The organism is Thioclava indica (assembly GCF_000714545.1).
GTDB lineage: Bacteria > Pseudomonadota > Alphaproteobacteria > Rhodobacterales > Rhodobacteraceae > Thioclava > Thioclava indica.
This window is the reverse complement of the sequence record NZ_AUNB01000084.1, coordinates 49,792-66,130: the sequence shown is the minus strand read 5'-3', so window position 1 is coordinate 66,130 and position 16,339 is coordinate 49,792. Positions and strand designations below refer to the sequence as shown.

Genomic DNA, 16,339 nt, shown 5'->3' with positions numbered 1-16,339 from the left:
GTAAATCAGTGTCACATCTATGATCTAAGCGCGTCCATCGCCTGAACAAGCCCTTTGGTGATTCCCGGTTCGCTCAGCGCATGGCCTGCCGCCGGGATCAGGTGCAAAGCGGCGCGTGCCCAGCCATCGGCCAGTTGATAGGCGGAAATTGGCGGGCAGATCATATCCAGACGCCCTTGCACGATCGTCGTGGGAATGTGCTCGATTCGGTGGCGGTCGCGTAGGATTTGCCCATCTTCTTCCAGGAACGCCCGATTCTGGAAATAGTGGTTCTCCAGCCGGGCGAAGGCGCGCGCATATTCGGGCGATGCCTCACCGGGTGGGCCCACGAAGCCCACCGATGCCAGCGCATTTTCCCACATCGCCCAACTACGGGCGTACCGGGTCTCTTCCATGTAATCGCCGGAAAACAGGCGCTTGTTATAGGCGCCAATCAGATCCTGTTGCTCGTCCTCGGGAATGAGCCTGCAGAAGCGCGCCCAAAGATCGGGGTAGAATTGCCCCGCGCCGCCGCCATAAAACCAATCCAGCTCATACGAGGTTGCCAAAAATACCCCCCGCAAGATCAAGGCTTGCGCGCGGTCAGGGTGCGTTTGGGCATAAAGCAGCGACAGCGTCGCGCCCCAACTGCCGCCAAACACCATCCACGCATCCACGCCCAGCGTTTCGCGAATCAGCTCCATATCCGCGATCAGATGCCAGGTCGTGTTCGCCTCCACGCTGGCATGTGGACGCGACAAACCACAGCCGCGTTGATCAAACAGGATGATGCGGTAATGGGCAGGGTCGAAAAACCGCCGCATCGTGGGGCTGCACCCGCCGCCGGGTCCACCATGACAGACGATAACCGGTTGGCCCTGCGGATGGCCCGATTGCTCGACATACAGCACATGGCCATCGCCAACATCTATCTTGCGCTGATCGAAAGGCTCGATCGGCGGATAGAGTCGCGCGTCGGATGCGCGCTTTTGCCCTGCATTTCTGTCCATCCCTGCACTATATATGTCAAACGAGACGCCCGCCATGGGGGTTTAACAAGGAAAATGGGGTAGCGATGGCAGAGGCTGCAAACAGCATTGATCCGGGCGAAGTCGCGAAATTTGAGGCGATGGCGGCGGAGTGGTGGGATCCGAACGGCAAGTTCAAACCGCTGCATATGCTCAACCCGTGCCGGCTGGATTACATCACCACACAGATTGCCACGCAATTCGGTCGAGACCTGACATCGCCCGAGCCGTTCAAAGGCCTGACCCTGCTGGATATCGGCTGCGGAGGCGGGCTTTTGTCCGAGCCGATGGCGCGCCTTGGCGCAACGGTTATTGGCGCGGATGCGGCGGGCGGCAACATTCCCGTGGCGCAGCTTCATGCCCAACAATCAGGACTCGAGATCGACTACCGCCACTGCGCCGCCGAAGATTTGGCCCAAGAAGGCGCGCAATTTGACGCCGTGCTTGCGATGGAGATCATCGAACACGTTGCCGACCCGCAAGGCTTTGTGAACACCATCGAAAGCTTGCTCAAAACGGGCGGATTGATGATCTGCTCAACCCTGAACCGAAATCCCAAAAGCTACATGATGGCAATTTTCGGGGCCGAACGCGTCATGCGCTGGCTGCCTGTGGGGACGCATGAATGGTCGAAATTTGTCACCCCAGACGAGCTGTATGACTTGGCGCGCAAGGCAGGCCTGGACCCTGTGGATCGGCGCGGCATGGTGTTTAACCCGATCAGTTGGCGCTGGTCACTCTCGGATCGGGATCTGTCGGTGAATTACGCCATTGCTGCGGTCAAAAGATAGCGCGAGGGGCTCTGCCCCGCCGAGGCGATGCCTCGGCCCCCGGGATATTTCGATCAAGAGGAAGCAAAGCCCGTCGTCCCACTTCCTCTTGATAAAAATATCCCGGGGGAAGCTGCGTAGCAGATGGGGGCAGCGCCTCCCACCTCACTTCGCCTTGGGGCGGAACGCTTCGATCCGCGCGGGATTGGTCTCAAAATAGGCCGCGCCTATCAGATCAAGGCAATAGGGGACCGCCGCGAACACTGCATCCAGGCAGGTCGCGATGGCCGAGGGTTTGCCCGGCACCATGATGATCAGCGATTTGCCCGCAATGCCCGCAGATTGGCGCGATAGAATCGCGGTAGGGACTTCCAGCAGGCTCGCGCGGCGCATTTCCTCGCCGAAACCTGCCAGTTCCTTTTCGATCACGTCAAAGCAGCCCTCGGGCGTTTCGTCACGCGGAGCGGGGCCGGTGCCGCCGGTGATCAGGATCAAATCCGCCTCGGCTGCAACCAGTTCGCGAAGGATATTGGCAACGCTCTCGCGGCCGTCCGGGATCATATGGCGCGTGATCGTTAAGTCGGATGTCACCACGTCGCGCAGATAGGCCTCGCAGCCCGGACCGCCCTTGTCCTCGTATTCGCCGCGGCTGGCGCGGTCGGATACGGTGACAATCGCGGCATGGGGCTGCGAGTGGCTCATTTCTTGACCCGAGCGTTGCGCGTCGCGATCAGTTTCAGACGCAGCGCGTTAAGCTGAATAAAGCCTGCCGCGTCTTTCTGGTCATAGGCACCGGCGTCTTCTTCAAAGGTCACATGCGCCTCGGAATAGAGCGAATAGTCCGACCAACGCGCCACGGTACGCGCCGCGCCCTTGAACAGCATCAGCTTGACGGTGCCGGTGACATATTCCTGCGTCTTATCGATCAGGGCTTGCAGCGCCTCGCGCTCGGGCGAGAACCAGAAGCCGTTATAAATCAGCTCGGCATAGCGCGGCATGATCGAGTCTTTCAGATGTCCCGCGCCGCTATCGAGCGTGATCTGTTCAATCCCACGATGGGCCTCCAGCAGGATCGTACCGCCGGGGGTTTCATAAACGCCGCGCGATTTCATCCCGACAAAGCGGTTTTCGACGAAGTCGAGACGACCGATGCCATGCTTGCGGCCCAGTTCGTTCAGCTGAGTCAGGATCGTCGCCGGACTCAGCGCCTCGCCATTGATTGACACAGCATCGCCGCGCTCAAAACCGATCTCGACGTATTCGGGCGCATCGGGCGCTTCGGTCACCGGATCGACGGTGCGCTGGAAGACGTAATCGGGCGCCATATCGGCGGGATCTTCCAGCACTTTACCCTCAGATGAGGTGTGCAACAGGTTCGCATCAACCGAGAACGGTGCCTCGCCGCGCTTGTCCTTGGCGATCGGGATCTGGTTCTGCTCGGCAAATTCCAGCAGCTTGGTGCGCGAGGACAGGTTCCATTCCCGCCACGGCGCGATGACCTTGATCGCGGGGTCCAGCGCATAGGCTGCCAACTCAAAGCGCACCTGATCATTGCCCTTGCCCGTCGCGCCATGCGCCACGGCATCCGCGCCATGTTCATGCGCCAACTCGACGAGGCGTTTGGAAATCAGCGGCCGCGCAATCGAGGTGCCCAGCAGATACAGCCCTTCGTAGACCGCATTGGCGCGAAACATCGGGAAGACAAAATCGCGCACGAATTCCTCGCGCACATCCTCGATATGGATGTTTTCGGGCTTGATGCCCAGCAACTCGGCCTTCTTGCGCGCCGGGTCCAGCTCTTCGCCCTGACCGAGATCGGCGGTAAAGGTGATCACCTCGCAGCCATATTCGGTTTGCAGCCATTTCAGGATGATCGAGGTATCGAGGCCGCCGGAATAGGCAAGCACGACTTTCTTGGGCGCGGACATGGAACAGCTCCTGTTGCGGATTTTAAGCCGCGATTACCGATTTTTTCCGGCAAGAGCAAGGTAACTGCGTTGACAGAGGGGATCACGGCGAGTTGATTGCGGGAAAATTAATTCTAAGGGGGCTATTTCATGAAGTCGTGGCAAATTTTCAGGCATTCCTTTCGTCAAGTTACCAACAATCTCGGAGCGGCGGCCCGCGTCTCGTTGGTGCCATTTCTTATTTCTGTCTTGGGGATTGTCGCGGTTTTCGGTCTGGCTGGTGTGAGCGGTCGGTTCTGGGGAGTTGGCGGGATGACGCCGGGCGCAATGTTCCTCATCCTCATCGGCGTTTTGGTCTATCTTGCGATGACATTAACAATTGCGGTGAACTGGCATCGGTTCGTTTTGCTCAATGAGCCGGTCACCTGGTGGCCCAAATTTCATGGCGCGCGCATCTTGCGCTACTTCTGGCGCAGCCTGTTGATCGGTCTGATCTTTGGTGCGGCACTTGGCATTGTCAGTACGTGTCTCGCCGTGATCATAGGCAACGGACCGAACGAGTTCATTGGTCTCGCAATTTTGACGTTCGTCGCTGTACTTCTGGGCTTGCCTCTGTTCTGGAGGCTAAGTGCATCCCTGCCCGGTACTGCGGTAGAAGGTGCTGGTATTTCAGACGCCTGGAGCAAAACGCGCGGCGCATGGGGTGCGTTGCTGATGCTTACCGTGTTCTACATCGGCTTTGCGTTTTTGACGGGCGTTGTCGGTGGAATTTTTACCGTTCTTGCAACCAAATCCAGCATCTTTCTTCCCGTTAAATTCATTTGGGACATCGTCGTTGGCTGGTTCACGATGATGCTGGTGCTGTCGATCCTGACCACGCTTTACGGCCATTACGTTGAAAAACGCGAACTGGTCTGAGCTTGCCAAACGCTTCGGCGCGGGGCACATCTGGCAAATGAGTGAATTTGCCCTGTCCGCCCTTGCCGCGACGCGTGCCCTGCGTGCGTTGTTTGATCCCACGCCGTTGCAGCGCAACGACCACCTGTCGGCGCGCTTTGATGCCGATATCTGGCTCAAGCGCGAAGACCTGACGCCGGTGCGCAGCTACAAGCTGCGCGGCGCGTTCACCGCGATGCGCAAGCGGCGTGAGGCTGATCCGCAGGCCGATCATTTCGTCTGCGCAAGCGCGGGCAATCATGCGCAGGGCGTGGCCTTTGCCTGTCGCCATTTCGGCGTGAAGGGCACGATTTTTATGCCCGTAACTACGCCGCAGCAAAAGATCGACAAGACCAAGATTTTTGGTGGGGATGCGATTAAGATCGTGCTGACGGGGGATTATTTCGACGACACTCTCGCAGCCGCGCAGGCGTTTTGCACCGATGCGGGCGCACAGTTTCTCGCGCCCTTTGATGATCCTTCAGTGATTGAGGGGCAGGCCTCGGTCGGGGTGGAGATCCTTGATCAGATGGGCGAGACGCCCCCCGATCTTGTGATCTTGCCGGTCGGTGGCGGAGGCTTGGCGGCGGGTGTTACCGGGTATCTGCGCGCAACCGCGCCACAGACTGAATTTCGGTTTGTCGAGCCGTTGGGCGGCGCAAGTCTGACTGCGGCTGTCGCAGCGGGTGCGCCTGTGGCACTGGATCATGTGAACAGTTTCGTTGACGGGGCGGCTGTTGCAAAAATCGGCGTGCGCCCCTTTGATGAGCTGCATTGGGTCACGCCCGATCTGATCTTGCGCGCGCCCGAAGACCGGATCTGCGTCACCATGCTTGAGATGCTGAACGTCGAGGGGATCGTGTTGGAACCGGCGGGGGCGCTGTCTATTGATGTGCTGCCCGAACTGGCAGAGCAGATCCGCGGCAAGCGCGTGGTTTGCGTCACCTCCGGCGGTAATTTCGATTTTGAGCGGCTGCCCGAGGTTAAAGAACGCGCGCAGCGCTATTCCGGGTTGAAAAAATACTTCGTTTTGCGTCTGCCGCAGCGCCCCGGTGCGTTGCGTGATTTCTTGGGAATGCTGGGCCCGGATGATGACATTGCCCGTTTCGAATATCTCAAAAAATCAGCGCGCAATTTCGGCTCGGTTTTGATCGGGATCGAGACCAAGCAGGCGCACGATTTCATCACGCTGCTTGCCAAACTTGACGCAGCAGGCTTCGTTTGGCGCGACATTACCGAGGACGAAACGCTCGGCGAGTTCTTGATCTAACGACTCAGGCAGCGGTCGTGAACTCCTCTAGCCGGGTCATGAATTGTTCCTTTGATGCGCCGTAACAGTTCAGAATTTCGGCCAGATTCACCTCGGAGGCCTGCCCAGCGGCGGCCAGTTTTTCACCCTTTTGACACTGCGCCCCAAAATCGCGAAACCCCAGATTAAGCGCCGAGCCCTTCAGAAAGTGCATTTCGTCTTCTAGCTTGCCTGGTTTTTGGCCCATCGCCATGACAACGGCTTCCACCTCATCAAGAAACAGCTCGACGACCTCGGCGAACCCATCGGCGCCGATTTCGGATCGCAATTCGGCCACACGTTCCCAATCAATCATTTCACCCTCCAAGGCGCCCTTGGTTCACTTCACCGCGTCTGAAACTAGCCCGGAAAGCTTGCCGAACCTTTAAGATCGGCACAGAAAACGGCTTCATGAATTGTTAGGTGATTTGTGAAAAAACAGCGGGGTTCCTTTGATCGGATTCCGTGAATGTCGCTTGCGTTGAAACATCAGATTGCCGCTGATCCACGGCTGCACGAGACCGTGCCGAGGCGTGTTTTGGTGGTTGATGACAGCCGGATGCAGCGACGTATTCTGTCGGCGCAATTGTCGCGTTCTGGCTATGAGGTGATGGAAGCAGCCAGCGCTGAAGAGGCGTTGCCAATCTGCGCGAAATGCGAACCCGATATCGTGATTTCAGACTGGATGATGGACGGGATGAACGGGCCCGATTTTTGCCGGGCGTTCCGGCAGATGACCCGGTCGAGCTATGGCTATTTTATCCTGCTGACCTCAAAGACGGACAAAACGGATGTGTCGCACGGGTTGGAAAGCGGCGCCGACGACTTTTTATCCAAGCCCGTCAACGGCGACGAATTGCGTGCAAGGCTTGTGGCAGGGCGGCGTGTTTTGGCCATGCAAGAAGAGTTGAGCGCCAAAAATACCCTTTTGCGGGCCTCGCAAGATGCGATTGAGCGGGATCTGCAAGAGGCACGAAAATTGCAACAAAGCTTGGTCCGCGAACGCCATCGCTGCTTTGGTTCTGCCGAGGTGGCGTTGATGCTGCGCCCTGCGGGGCACGTTGGGGGCGATCTTGTTGGTTTCTTTCAGATCAACGCGCGCCGCGTCGGGCTGTATGGAATCGACGTGTCGGGCCATGGCATCACATCGGCGGTGATGATGGCGCGGCTCGCGGGCTATCTTTCGGGGGCGGTGCCTGCGCAAAATATCGCAATGGTCGAATCCGAGTTCGGCATTTACGAGGGGCGCCCGCCTGCTGAACTGGCCGAAATGCTGAATGATCTCGTTCTCGAGGAGATGCAGACGGAAAGCTATTTTACCCTTGTTTACGCCGATGTTGATCTGGTGACGGGGCAGGTCGAGTTGGTGCAAGCTGGCCACCCCTATCCCGTCGTGCAGCGCCGTTCCGGTCAAATCGAGTTTCTGGGAGAGGGCGGTTTGCCGATAGGGTTGATCCCCGGGGCGCGCTATGAAGCTGTTCGCACGGTTGTTGGCCCTGGTGACCGGCTGATTTTACTGTCTGACGGCATGACAGAAGCGACCAATCAGTCGGGAGAAATGATTGATCCTGATGGCCTTAGCGCGATCTTTGCTAAGTTCACACGGCTGCGGGGGCGCGCCTTTCTGGATGCGGTCTTTTGGGATCTGGAGGATTATACGGCAGGGCAAATGGAAGACGATGTTTCCGCCGTTATTTTCAGCTTTGACGGTGAAAAAACCTATCGCAATCAGGGCTCGCGGAAGGCCTCGCGCGATTTATAAAGCGGCTTGAGAAGGTACTGTAGAATGGTCTTTTCGCCGGTATGCAGCTCTACGGTCGCCTGCATCCCGGGGCGGATCTCAAGGTGACGCTGCCGCGCGCTTAGGTGGCTAAGATCGACAGTGACAGTCACCTTATAGTGGGGATCACCATCGGGTTTGCGCTCGTCCTTGAATGTGTCGGCAGAGACTAAAGAAACCTTGCCCTGCAAGCTGCCATAAATCGTGTAATCATAGGCCGATAGCTTGATCGTTGCATCCTGACCGGGGCGTACATTGGCGATATCTTTGGGCGCGATGCGGGCCTCGACGAACAGCTCCTCATCTAGCGGGATAATTTGTAAAATCTCTTCGCCGGGGCGCACTACGCCGCCGATGGTTGAAACGGACAGCTTGTTCACCACGCCGCGCATCGGCGAACTTAGCACCGTGCGATCCAGCTGATCCTCGCTTAGTTTCATCTGTTGGCGCAGGGTTGCCAGCTTGCCCAAGGTCTCGGAATGCTCGGCGGCGCGGTCCAATGCCGCTTTGGTCGTGATTTCCTTATAGGCGCGCTGGGCATCCGACCAAGTGCGACGCGCACGGGTTACTTCGATGAGCGGCGCGACGTCTTTTTTATACATCGCCTCCGTCAGATCGAGCTCTTGGCGTGCCTGCGTCATCACGTTTTTCGCTCCGGTTTCACGCCCGGCGACATCCGCCATCCGCGCCTTGATCAGCGCGCTTTCCGAGGTCACGATATCTGGCACAAGCGCGCGTTGAGCGGCAGTGACGGTGAATTTGGATTTGCCCGCCATTTCGGCCTCGAGGCGCGCTTTGCGAATTTCCAAGGCCGCGATCTGATCCTCAAGATCATCAACCTGCGTCTGGTATTGCGTTCCTTGCAGGCGCGCCAGCACTTGTCCGGGCTCCACCACATCGCCCTCGCCGACATAAAGCTCGGCCAGAATGCCGCCTTCGAGGTTCTGGATGATTTGCGGCTTTGACGATGACACGATTTCACCTGGGCCGCGCACGATTTGATCGACCCATGCCATCGACGCCCAGAGAATGAAAATCAGAATGGCCGCCGCCACAAGCCAGACCGTCAGCGACAGGCGGCGCGAGCGATGGGTGAGAGCTGCGGGATCAATCGTGCTCATCCCTGCGCGCCTTTGGACTTGTTGAGATGGGCTAAGACGGCGTCGCGCGGCCCATCCACCGCCAGCCGCCCGTTCTGCAAGATCAAGGTGCGTGCGGTCAGCGACAGGATCGGCACGCGATGGGTAGCGATGATCGCCGTGCGCCCGTCCAGCCAGCTTTCTAGACGGCTGACCAGCGTGGTTTCCAGCGTCGTATCAAGCGCGGCGGTCGGTTCGTCCAAAATCACAACCGTGGGGTCATGCAGCCACAGCCGCGCCCAGCCGATGGACTGACGCTGCCCGACCGACAGCCCCTCGCCACCGTCGCGGATTTCCAGATCAAGCCCGCGCGGATGACTGCGCACGAATGGGCCCATTCCGGCGAAATCGAGGGCGGCGAACAGACGATCTTCGTCGCGTTCAAGCTGCGTTAGGTTAAGATTGTCGCGCAGAGTGCCCGAGAACAGCCGCACATCTTGGCTAAGATAGCCGACTGCGCGGCGCAGATCGCGCGGGTGGATTTGGCCCAAATCGGTGCCATCCAGCAAAATGCGACCGCTTTGGGGTTCGTACAGCCCCGCCAGCAGCTTGAGTAGCGTCGACTTACCCGAGCCATTCGCACCCAGCACCGCCACACGTTGCCCCGCCGGAATCGCCAGTCCGGGAATTTCGACCGTGGCCGCACCATCGGTGTCATAACGAAAATCCAGGTGGCGAAGTTCATATTCGCCCTCAATACGCTCGGCGCGCAGATATTGACGATCCGCGCCCAGCGTCTGATCGGCTTGCGCAATCGCATCCAGCCCGGTCAGCGCGGCTTTTACGTTGGACCAGCGCGCCAGCGTTCCCGCCAGTTGCGTCAGCGGGGCCAGCGTGCGCGAGGTGAGAATACCGATCGCGATGATCGAGCCGACGGTGAAATCGCCCGCGAACACTTTGTAAGTGCCAATCACCACGGCGGCGACATAGGTCGCTTGCTGCACCATCTGCGCCCAATAGGTCAGCGCCGAGGCCAGTTTGCGTTGCTCGGAGCTTTTGGAGGCCGAGAGGGTCGTGAGTTCCTCCCAGATCCGCTTGAACCGATCCGCCCCGCGCGAGGTGTTGACCGTCTCGTGTTCGTAAATTGCCTCATGCAACAGGCGCGAGGCGCGGGTCGAGGCGCCCTGCGTGGCCTGCGTGAGCGCGATCATCTTTTTCTGAAACAGAAAGCCGGGCACGACCATCAGCACCGCGCCCGCCAGCAGCACCCAGACCAGAGATCCACCGATTGAGGCCACGAGGAACAGGAACACGAAGATGAACGGGATGTCGGCCAATGTGCCAATGGTCGAGGCGGTAAAGAACTCGCGCACCGAGGAAAACTCACGCATTGCGGAAAACAGCTGGCTGGGCGCGCGTTTGCCGGGGTTTGCCTTCATCCCCAGCAGACGCTCCATCAGCAGGGTTTGCACGCTAAGTTCGATCCGTCGCCCCGCAAGGTCCATCAACCCCGAGCGCGCGAGTTTCAGCCCCATCTCCAACACCAGCGCCAGACCCGCCCCAAGTGCAAGCACCCAAAGCGTGGATTGCGACTGATGCGGGATCACGCGATCATAGACTTGCAGCGAAAACAGCGCGACCGCGACGGCGAGAATATTGGCGAAAAGCGAGCCGAAAGCGACCTCGACAAAGGCGCGGCGCTGGGCGCGAAACGCCCCCCAGAACCAATGCGCTTCGGCCCCGGTATCGGTGTGGCGTTCCTCAAGCTGGCGCAGCGAGGTGCGCGCACGCACGATCCGACCGGAAAAATGTGGTGCGAATTCCGCCAGCGGCACTTCGGCGCGCTGATCGGGGCAGGTGGTGTCATAGATGAACAGCGACTCGCCGTCTTGAGCGGTCACGAGCACCATTTGACCGCTGGTCATCTGCGCCAGTGCAGGCCACTGGCCGGGGCTAATCCTGTCGATGGTTTCGACCGAGGCGGTCATCCCCGCCACGCGCAGCACGGCGGCCAGATGATCGGGCGCGATTGCGGCGATTTGCGCGCCGTCCAAGTTTGCCGTGGCCTCGCCAATCGCCAGCAGCATCTGTTCCAGAATATCTGCCGCGGGCACTTGCGCCCCCAGCAGCCCGGCATAGGCGGCGGCAAGCTCGGCACGGGCCTTGGCACGGGCGAGACGTTGGTTTTGCGGCGCAGGTTGTGGGGTGTGCGAGGCTTTGGGCATGACGCCATCGGCAGCACCGCTGACGCGGGCCGCATTGATGTCGAACGCTATGACGCGATCAGTCACCTGCCCCTAAACCTTGTTATACTTTTCTTCCGTCCACCAATATCCCGTATTCACGCGCTAAATCCAGCTTTATCAACGCGATGTCATACTGGAGCGCAACTTGCGCGCGTTTAAGGGCCGCATAACTCTCGTAATTGCCAACCAATTCCATCAGACGACGGCGGCCCATCTGGTATTGGCGCTTGAACAGTTCCAACCCGCTTTCGGCCTGTTCGACGAGGGCGGCGTCGCGTGTCGACTGGCGCTCAAGCGCGCTGAGTTTGGCGTGCAGGGCAGCTTGGCGGCGCTCGGCTTTCTGACGGGAGTCTGCGACGCGGGTATCGGCGGCGTCGATCTGCGCATCCAGCGCAGCAAGCGTGTCGCCTCGGCCAAAGCCAAGCATCTGCGTCATGCCCATGTTCAAACCTAGCTCGGGCTTGCCATCGCCAACAGCGGCGCTCACCCCAAGCCCGGGCAGGTGACCGGCGCGGGCCAGCTTGGCCTCGGCATTGGCGCGGGCTTGTTCGCTTTGCGCGAGTTTGACGTCAAGCGCCTCGGGCGTGGCCGCGGGCAGTGTGATCTGTGTCAGCCCCGAAAGCCCGGTCAGGGGCGCGCCCGTCATCGCGCGCAGTTGCGCGATCGCGGCGTTCGAAGCGTCGCGGTCAGCATCGGCTTCGGCCTGCGCCTCGGCGCGTTTTTGCGCTACGATGCGCACTTCGGACAGGTCCGACAGCCCGCCCTTGGCGCGCTCGCGCAAGATCCGTTCAAACTCGGCCATTTCAGCGGCGCTTTGCACGCCAACCTGCGCCTGAGCCTGCGCTTTGAGGCTGGAGACATAGAATTTCAGGCCGTCATAAACCTTGTCGTTCATCTCTTGCGACAGGCCAACGGCGGCGACCTCGACATCGGCGGCGGCGAATTCGCGTTCGGCCTTTTTCGCGCCATTATCGAAAAGTACCTGATCGACGACGAGTTGCGTGACCAGCTGATCAAGGCTCGACAGGCTGATGCTGGGACCGATCTGGGGCATCCAGTTTTTCGATTTCGCTTTCGCGGTCAGGCGGGCCACACGCAGATCGGCCTGCGCTGGTCCCGCGGAGTGATCAAGCACCGCGGTTGCGATCTGCGCATAGGCACCCGTGGCGGGCAGAACCGAGCGGCGCGCCTCAAGATCGGCGATGACGCTAGAGCTTTGCGCGGTCGTGCCGGGCAGGCGGGCCGCCCCCGGTTTGGGGGCGGTGATGCTTGTTGGATCAATCGCGTTGCGGGTTGGAAAGGGCAGCCCGTCTGACATGCAGCCCGAAAGCAGCATGGCAAAGCCGCCGACGGCCAGTCGCGCGCGCCCAAGCTGGCGACGCGCGTTTCTGTTTGGCGTTTGGACCATTTCCAGCGCCCCGATCAGATCGTCAGGTTGCTGATTTCGTCATCCACGATCAGCGTGCTGTCACCCAGCGAGTAAACGCTGTGCGTCTGCCCGTCGACGGTTACATCCGTGCCGGTATCCTGCGCCCCGATGGCCGTGACGTGATCGTTGGCGTCGCCCTCGATCGTGATCGTGTGATCGGGTCCGGTGAGCGCCTGAATCTGGCTGTCGGTGATCGTTAGATTCGCATCGGGTGCGAAGGTAAGGTCAATCGAAGAGAAGTCGAAATCCGATAGACCGCCGCGTGACAGATCGACCGTCACCGCGCTGCTATTGTCGACCACCAACAGGGTTGAGGATTCGTTCCCAGCCGCATCCGTATCTGACACGACAAGATACGATCCGTTAGGGACCGGGCTGTCGAAATCATATGAGGTATAGTTGGTGCGCACGGCAGGATCGCCATCAAGTGTAACCTCCGATACTGTGCCCTGCGAGTTCACCGCCGAGAAAGCCAGCTCATTTTCGGCATGTTCGGTGCGCAGACCCAAGAGCGAGCCTTCATCGCGGGTAAAGCCGATGATGCCGGGGGCATCGGGGGCCTCAAGGTCGAAGGTGAAGGACAGATCGTTGCCGTCACCATCATTTAGGATCGCGGTGTTGCCATGCATATCGGTCGCGGACACGGTGTAGGTCATTGTGCCGCTCGTTGCGCCCAGATCACTGGCCCCAAGAGTGACCGACCAGTCGCCGCCCTGAACGGATGCCGGGTAGTCTTGGCCGTTCATATGAACCACAACTTGCGAGCCAGCCTCGACCGTGCCGCTGATCGTGTAGCCTGCTGCAGCCTCGGTTGCGTTGACGACATCATCGCCTGCGACCTGCCCCGTTTCGCTGAAATTGGTGACAACCGTATCGTAGGCAATCGCACCCGAAATCGGGGTGCTCAGCGTGTTGCCATGACCATCGACCGCGTTGAGCGTGTAGTTCAGCGTGCCCTCGGAAGATGCGATCATCGAGGCCGGGATCGTCGCGCTCCAGCTTGTGCCGTTGATCGCGCCCTGAACCGTCGAGCCATCGGCCAGCGTCAGCGTGACAGACTGCGCGCCTGCCTCGACCGTGCCGGTCATCATGACGCCACCAGCGCCCTCGCTGGCGTTCACGACACCATCCGCGATTTGGCTGTTGGGCGTCGCGGTGCTGACGGTCAGATCGTTAAGCTCGGTGTCATAAGTCACCGTGCCCGCAAGCGCGTTCGAGCTGTTGCCATAGGCATCGGTCGCCACCGCAGTATAATTCAGCACACCTTCGCCGTCGAATTGTGCGCTTGGGAAGGTTGCGCTCCAACTGGTGCCGGTGACCTGCGCGTTCACGGTGGATCCGTCAGCCAGCGTTAGCACGACGCTCGATCCCGCCTCGACAGTGCCGCTGACAGTGACGCTATTGGCTTCGCTCGCGTTAACCACGCCATCGCTGCCGCCCGTCGCCCCGTTCAGGGTGAACTGGTTGACCAGCGTGTCGTACTGCACCGAGCCGCTCATCGGCGTGCTCAGCGTGTTGCCCGCGCCATCAACGGCGTTGACCGTGTAGTTCAACGTGCCTTCACCGGTCACATAATTGGCCGGGATCGAGGCGCTCCAGCTTCCATCAGCCGCGATGGTCGTGGGGATATTGGTACCATTCGCAAGCGTCAGCGTGACCGATTGCGCGCCCGGTTCAACAGTGCCAGTGACAGCCACGCCGCTTGTCCCCTCAGTACCATTGACCACGTTATCCGCGATCTGGCTGTTAGGGGTGTTGGTGGAGAAGGTCAGATCATTGAGCTCGGTGTCATAGGTGACAGTGCCCGGCAAGTTGGTGGTGTTGCCGTTGGGATCCGTTGCGCTGACGGTGTAGCTCGCAGTGCCTTCGCCGGTCAGATGGCTGGCCGGAATTGTCGCACTCCAGTTGCCATTGCTGACGGTGCCGGGCACGGTCGTGCCATCGGCCAAGGTCACCACAACAGTGGAGCCCGCATCGACCGCCCCGCCGATAGAGACGCCAGCGGCCAGTTCGGCTGCGTTCACTACCCCATCGGCGCCGCCCGGCGTCATGGTTTGGGTCAGCGTGATCGCGGTATCGACCACAAGATTGTCGGTGATCGTCGTAGTGTTGCCGTGGATGTCTGTCGCAACGACTGTCATTTCGGTGGTGTAGGTGCCGCCGGGAAGCTGGTCTTGCGGGAAGGTCACCGTCCAGCTGCCATCCTCGCCCACGATGGTTTCCTGGGTCTGACCGTCCACCTCAACAGAGATCGAAGCGCCTGCCTCCCCCTGACCGGTGATCGAGATACCATCGGCATATTCTTCGAGGTTTTCGACATCGCCGGTCGATTGTGCACCTTCGGTGATTTCCACCGCAGGGGGCGTCATGTCGATCAGGAAATCGGGCCCATCGAGATCATATTCTGTGCCATCTGGTGCCGTCACAATCACTTCAGAGCTGTAATCGCCATCATCGGGCAGGGTGTCATCCTTGAACTCGACCTCCCAGTTGCCGTCTTCGTCGATTTCGGTCTGCTCGGTCTGATCGCCAATCGTGACGTCGACGGTCGAGCCCGGTTCGCCCGTGCCCGAAACCACCGCTTCGGGGTTTTCGGTATTGGTGGTGAGCGTGGAATCGTCGTTGGGATCATTCACCGTGGGAATGATCGGGCCGGAGCTGCCGCCATTGCCACCGCCGCCACCGCCACCGCCAATAACAGCCGCACCTGCGACCCCTGCGGCCGCAACGCCAGCGGCGCCAGCGCCGCCCAAACCACCCAAAAGCGCAGGGGCAAAGGCTGCCATACCGGTTGTTTCATCTTCGACAACGGGCGCCAAAAGTTCGTCACCATCCAGAAAGGCGAGACGGTCATTCGGGCTCCACTTGTCGCCGCTGACTTCTGGTTCGCCATAGCTGGCAAACATCACGCCATCGCCCATGTCTTCAAGCGAGACTTGTGCAAGTTCGCCATCGGCGGAAATCATCAGCTGGTTTTCCTGGCCTTCGCCGGGTGCGAAAAAGCCTGCAAGCGTGATTACGCGACCATCGGCGAGATCGACCAGTAGGTCACCGCCATCGCGGGTATATTTCAGGATGCTCGCGCGGCGCAGATTGAGCGAGATATCCTCGCTCGCGCCCATTTGCACAAAGGCCCCGCCACCGTCACCTGCGACCGAACCATACACAACACCGCCCGCGTTATCGCGAACAGCAAAGTCCACTGACTTTACCATAATACCTACTCCGCCTCATATATCGGCATGGTTTGATCCGCCGATTTCACTTCACCATTTGGTGATAATTTTTACTGCTAAGGCGTAGATAGATGATTTCTCACGCTAAAGATAGCATGTTTTGCTTCGTCAACCCCAATTTGTTGCGCGAGTCTCAAAATATCGCCTTGACTTTGTTTGTGGTTTGGGCGTTCGCAAAACGCGTTGCAAAAAGTGACGATCCCCATCGTTTCCCAGCGCATTCACAGCTTTGTTCGAAGCCATCCAAACGGCGCGATGGTCAGGTTCGCTGGGCGGTCCGCGGCGCGACGCCGGGCGCGCGGCGTAGATCATGCACAGTTTTTCAGCCCAGAGATCATATTCCGGCATATAGACAAACCGGCGAAACGCTCCGAGCCTGACGGGCGTGGCAATCGACCAACCGGTTTCCTCAAACACCTCGCGGTGCAGGGCTGCGATGGCGCTTTCGCCGGGGTCCACGCCGCCGCCGGGCAGCTGGAATTCCGGAACAGGGGCTTCTTGATGCGTCAGTAAAATCCGCCTGTTCCGCATCAACACGCCATATGCGCCGGGCCGCAGCTTGTAGCGCTGTCCCGTTTTCACGCTGTCGCCAAATCTGCGGATCATCAGTGCCCCCTTGGGTCTGCGGTTGCCCCGCCTATATAGGGATTGTATGGCAGGC

General features: G+C 59.7%; 13 protein-coding genes. 4 read left to right on the top strand and 9 right to left on the bottom strand.

Annotated features, from left to right (window positions below):
* Positions 1–17: 17 nt before the first annotated feature.
* Positions 18–989 carry a prolyl aminopeptidase gene (gene pip, locus DT23_RS17225; protein WP_038133310.1) on the bottom strand — a complete coding sequence of 324 codons (972 nt, stop codon included), beginning with the start codon at positions 987–989 and terminating at the stop codon, positions 18–20.
* A gap of 65 nt (positions 990–1,054) precedes the next feature.
* On the opposite strand from pip, the gene ubiG reads away from it, so the two are divergent.
* Entirely contained in the window at positions 1,055–1,798 is a 744-nt protein-coding gene (gene ubiG / locus DT23_RS17220; protein ID WP_038133307.1) for a bifunctional 2-polyprenyl-6-hydroxyphenol methylase/3-demethylubiquinol 3-O-methyltransferase UbiG, read from the top strand.
* A 144-nt stretch (positions 1,799–1,942) separates the two neighbouring features.
* On the opposite strand, the gene mog is transcribed toward ubiG, so the two are convergent.
* Complete coding sequence (mog, locus tag DT23_RS17215) at positions 1,943–2,479, bottom strand: molybdopterin adenylyltransferase (RefSeq protein ID WP_038133306.1); 537 nt, start codon at positions 2,477–2,479, stop codon at positions 1,943–1,945.
* On the bottom strand, positions 2,476–3,705 hold the full coding sequence (locus tag DT23_RS17210) for an argininosuccinate synthase (protein WP_038133303.1): 1,230 nt from the start codon (positions 3,703–3,705) through the stop codon (positions 2,476–2,478). The genes mog and DT23_RS17210 overlap by 4 nt, the downstream gene beginning before the upstream one ends.
* A gap of 129 nt (positions 3,706–3,834) precedes the next feature.
* Here DT23_RS17210 and DT23_RS17205 point away from each other — a divergent pair, with 129 nt between their 5' ends.
* Both DT23_RS17205 and ilvA read left to right on the top strand, forming a co-directional pair.
* Positions 3,835–4,602 (top strand): MFS transporter, encoded by a 768-nt coding sequence (locus DT23_RS17205; RefSeq protein ID WP_038133301.1) that lies wholly within the window; start codon positions 3,835–3,837, stop codon positions 4,600–4,602.
* 37 nt (positions 4,603–4,639) lie between these two features.
* On the top strand, positions 4,640–5,890 hold the full coding sequence (ilvA, locus tag DT23_RS17200; protein WP_038133298.1) for a threonine ammonia-lyase IlvA: 1,251 nt from the start codon (positions 4,640–4,642) through the stop codon (positions 5,888–5,890).
* Positions 5,891–5,894: 4 nt separating this feature from the next.
* Here the strand turns inward: ilvA and DT23_RS17195 are convergent, their stop codons facing one another.
* Positions 5,895–6,224 carry an Hpt domain-containing protein gene (locus tag DT23_RS17195; RefSeq protein ID WP_038133296.1) on the bottom strand — a complete coding sequence of 110 codons (330 nt, stop codon included), beginning with the start codon at positions 6,222–6,224 and terminating at the stop codon, positions 5,895–5,897.
* Between the two features lie 153 nt (positions 6,225–6,377).
* Between DT23_RS17195 and DT23_RS17190 the strand changes: the two genes are divergently transcribed.
* Positions 6,378–7,670 carry a PP2C family protein-serine/threonine phosphatase gene (locus tag DT23_RS17190; protein WP_051697396.1) on the top strand — a complete coding sequence of 431 codons (1,293 nt, stop codon included), beginning with the start codon at positions 6,378–6,380 and terminating at the stop codon, positions 7,668–7,670.
* On the opposite strand, the gene DT23_RS17185 is transcribed toward DT23_RS17190, so the two are convergent.
* The 5 genes from DT23_RS17185 to DT23_RS17165 all read right to left on the bottom strand — a co-directional run bounded on the left by DT23_RS17185 (position 7,637) and on the right by DT23_RS17165 (position 16,284).
* On the bottom strand, positions 7,637–8,809 hold the full coding sequence (locus DT23_RS17185; RefSeq protein ID WP_038133294.1) for an HlyD family type I secretion periplasmic adaptor subunit: 1,173 nt from the start codon (positions 8,807–8,809) through the stop codon (positions 7,637–7,639). The two genes, DT23_RS17190 and DT23_RS17185, sit on opposite strands and share 34 nt — an antisense overlap.
* On the bottom strand, positions 8,806–11,058 hold the full coding sequence (locus tag DT23_RS17180; RefSeq protein ID WP_038133291.1) for an ATP-binding cassette domain-containing protein: 2,253 nt from the start codon (positions 11,056–11,058) through the stop codon (positions 8,806–8,808). Before DT23_RS17180 ends, DT23_RS17185 begins: the two co-directional genes overlap by 4 nt.
* A 16-nt stretch (positions 11,059–11,074) precedes the next feature.
* Entirely contained in the window at positions 11,075–12,421 is a 1,347-nt protein-coding gene (locus DT23_RS17175; protein ID WP_051697395.1) for a TolC family protein, read from the bottom strand.
* Positions 12,422–12,435: 14 nt separating this feature from the next.
* Positions 12,436–15,657, bottom strand: a complete 3,222-nt coding sequence (locus DT23_RS17170) for an Ig-like domain-containing protein (RefSeq protein WP_051697394.1) — start codon at positions 15,655–15,657, stop codon at positions 12,436–12,438.
* Positions 15,658–15,786: 129 nt separating this feature from the next.
* The gene (locus DT23_RS17165; RefSeq protein WP_051697406.1) at positions 15,787–16,284 is read right to left on the bottom strand and encodes an NUDIX hydrolase; all 498 of its coding nucleotides are present in this window, start codon (positions 16,282–16,284) and stop codon (positions 15,787–15,789) included.
* Between the last annotated feature and the right edge of the window lie 55 nt (positions 16,285–16,339).

Bases quoted from the DNA above. Each gene is read 5' to 3' on its own strand.
- ubiG (WP_038133307.1), top strand. From the start codon at position 1,055: ATGGCAGAGGCTGCAAACAGCATTGATCCGGGCGAAGTCGCGAAATTT.
- ilvA (WP_038133298.1), top strand. From the start codon at position 4,640: ATGAGTGAATTTGCCCTGTCCGCCCTTGCCGCGACGCGTGCCCTGCGT.
- DT23_RS17175 (WP_051697395.1), bottom strand. From the start codon at position 12,421: ATGGTCCAAACGCCAAACAGAAACGCGCGTCGCCAGCTTGGGCGCGCG.
- DT23_RS17185 (WP_038133294.1), bottom strand. From the start codon at position 8,809: ATGAGCACGATTGATCCCGCAGCTCTCACCCATCGCTCGCGCCGCCTG.
- mog (WP_038133306.1), bottom strand. From the start codon at position 2,479: ATGAGCCACTCGCAGCCCCATGCCGCGATTGTCACCGTATCCGACCGC.
- DT23_RS17190 (WP_051697396.1), top strand. From the start codon at position 6,378: ATGTCGCTTGCGTTGAAACATCAGATTGCCGCTGATCCACGGCTGCAC.
- DT23_RS17165 (WP_051697406.1), bottom strand. From the start codon at position 16,284: ATGATCCGCAGATTTGGCGACAGCGTGAAAACGGGACAGCGCTACAAG.
- DT23_RS17205 (WP_038133301.1), top strand. From the start codon at position 3,835: ATGAAGTCGTGGCAAATTTTCAGGCATTCCTTTCGTCAAGTTACCAAC.
- DT23_RS17195 (WP_038133296.1), bottom strand. From the start codon at position 6,224: ATGATTGATTGGGAACGTGTGGCCGAATTGCGATCCGAAATCGGCGCC.
- pip (WP_038133310.1), bottom strand. From the start codon at position 989: ATGGACAGAAATGCAGGGCAAAAGCGCGCATCCGACGCGCGACTCTAT.
- DT23_RS17210 (WP_038133303.1), bottom strand. From the start codon at position 3,705: ATGTCCGCGCCCAAGAAAGTCGTGCTTGCCTATTCCGGCGGCCTCGAT.
- DT23_RS17170 (WP_051697394.1), bottom strand. From the start codon at position 15,657: ATGGTAAAGTCAGTGGACTTTGCTGTTCGCGATAACGCGGGCGGTGTT.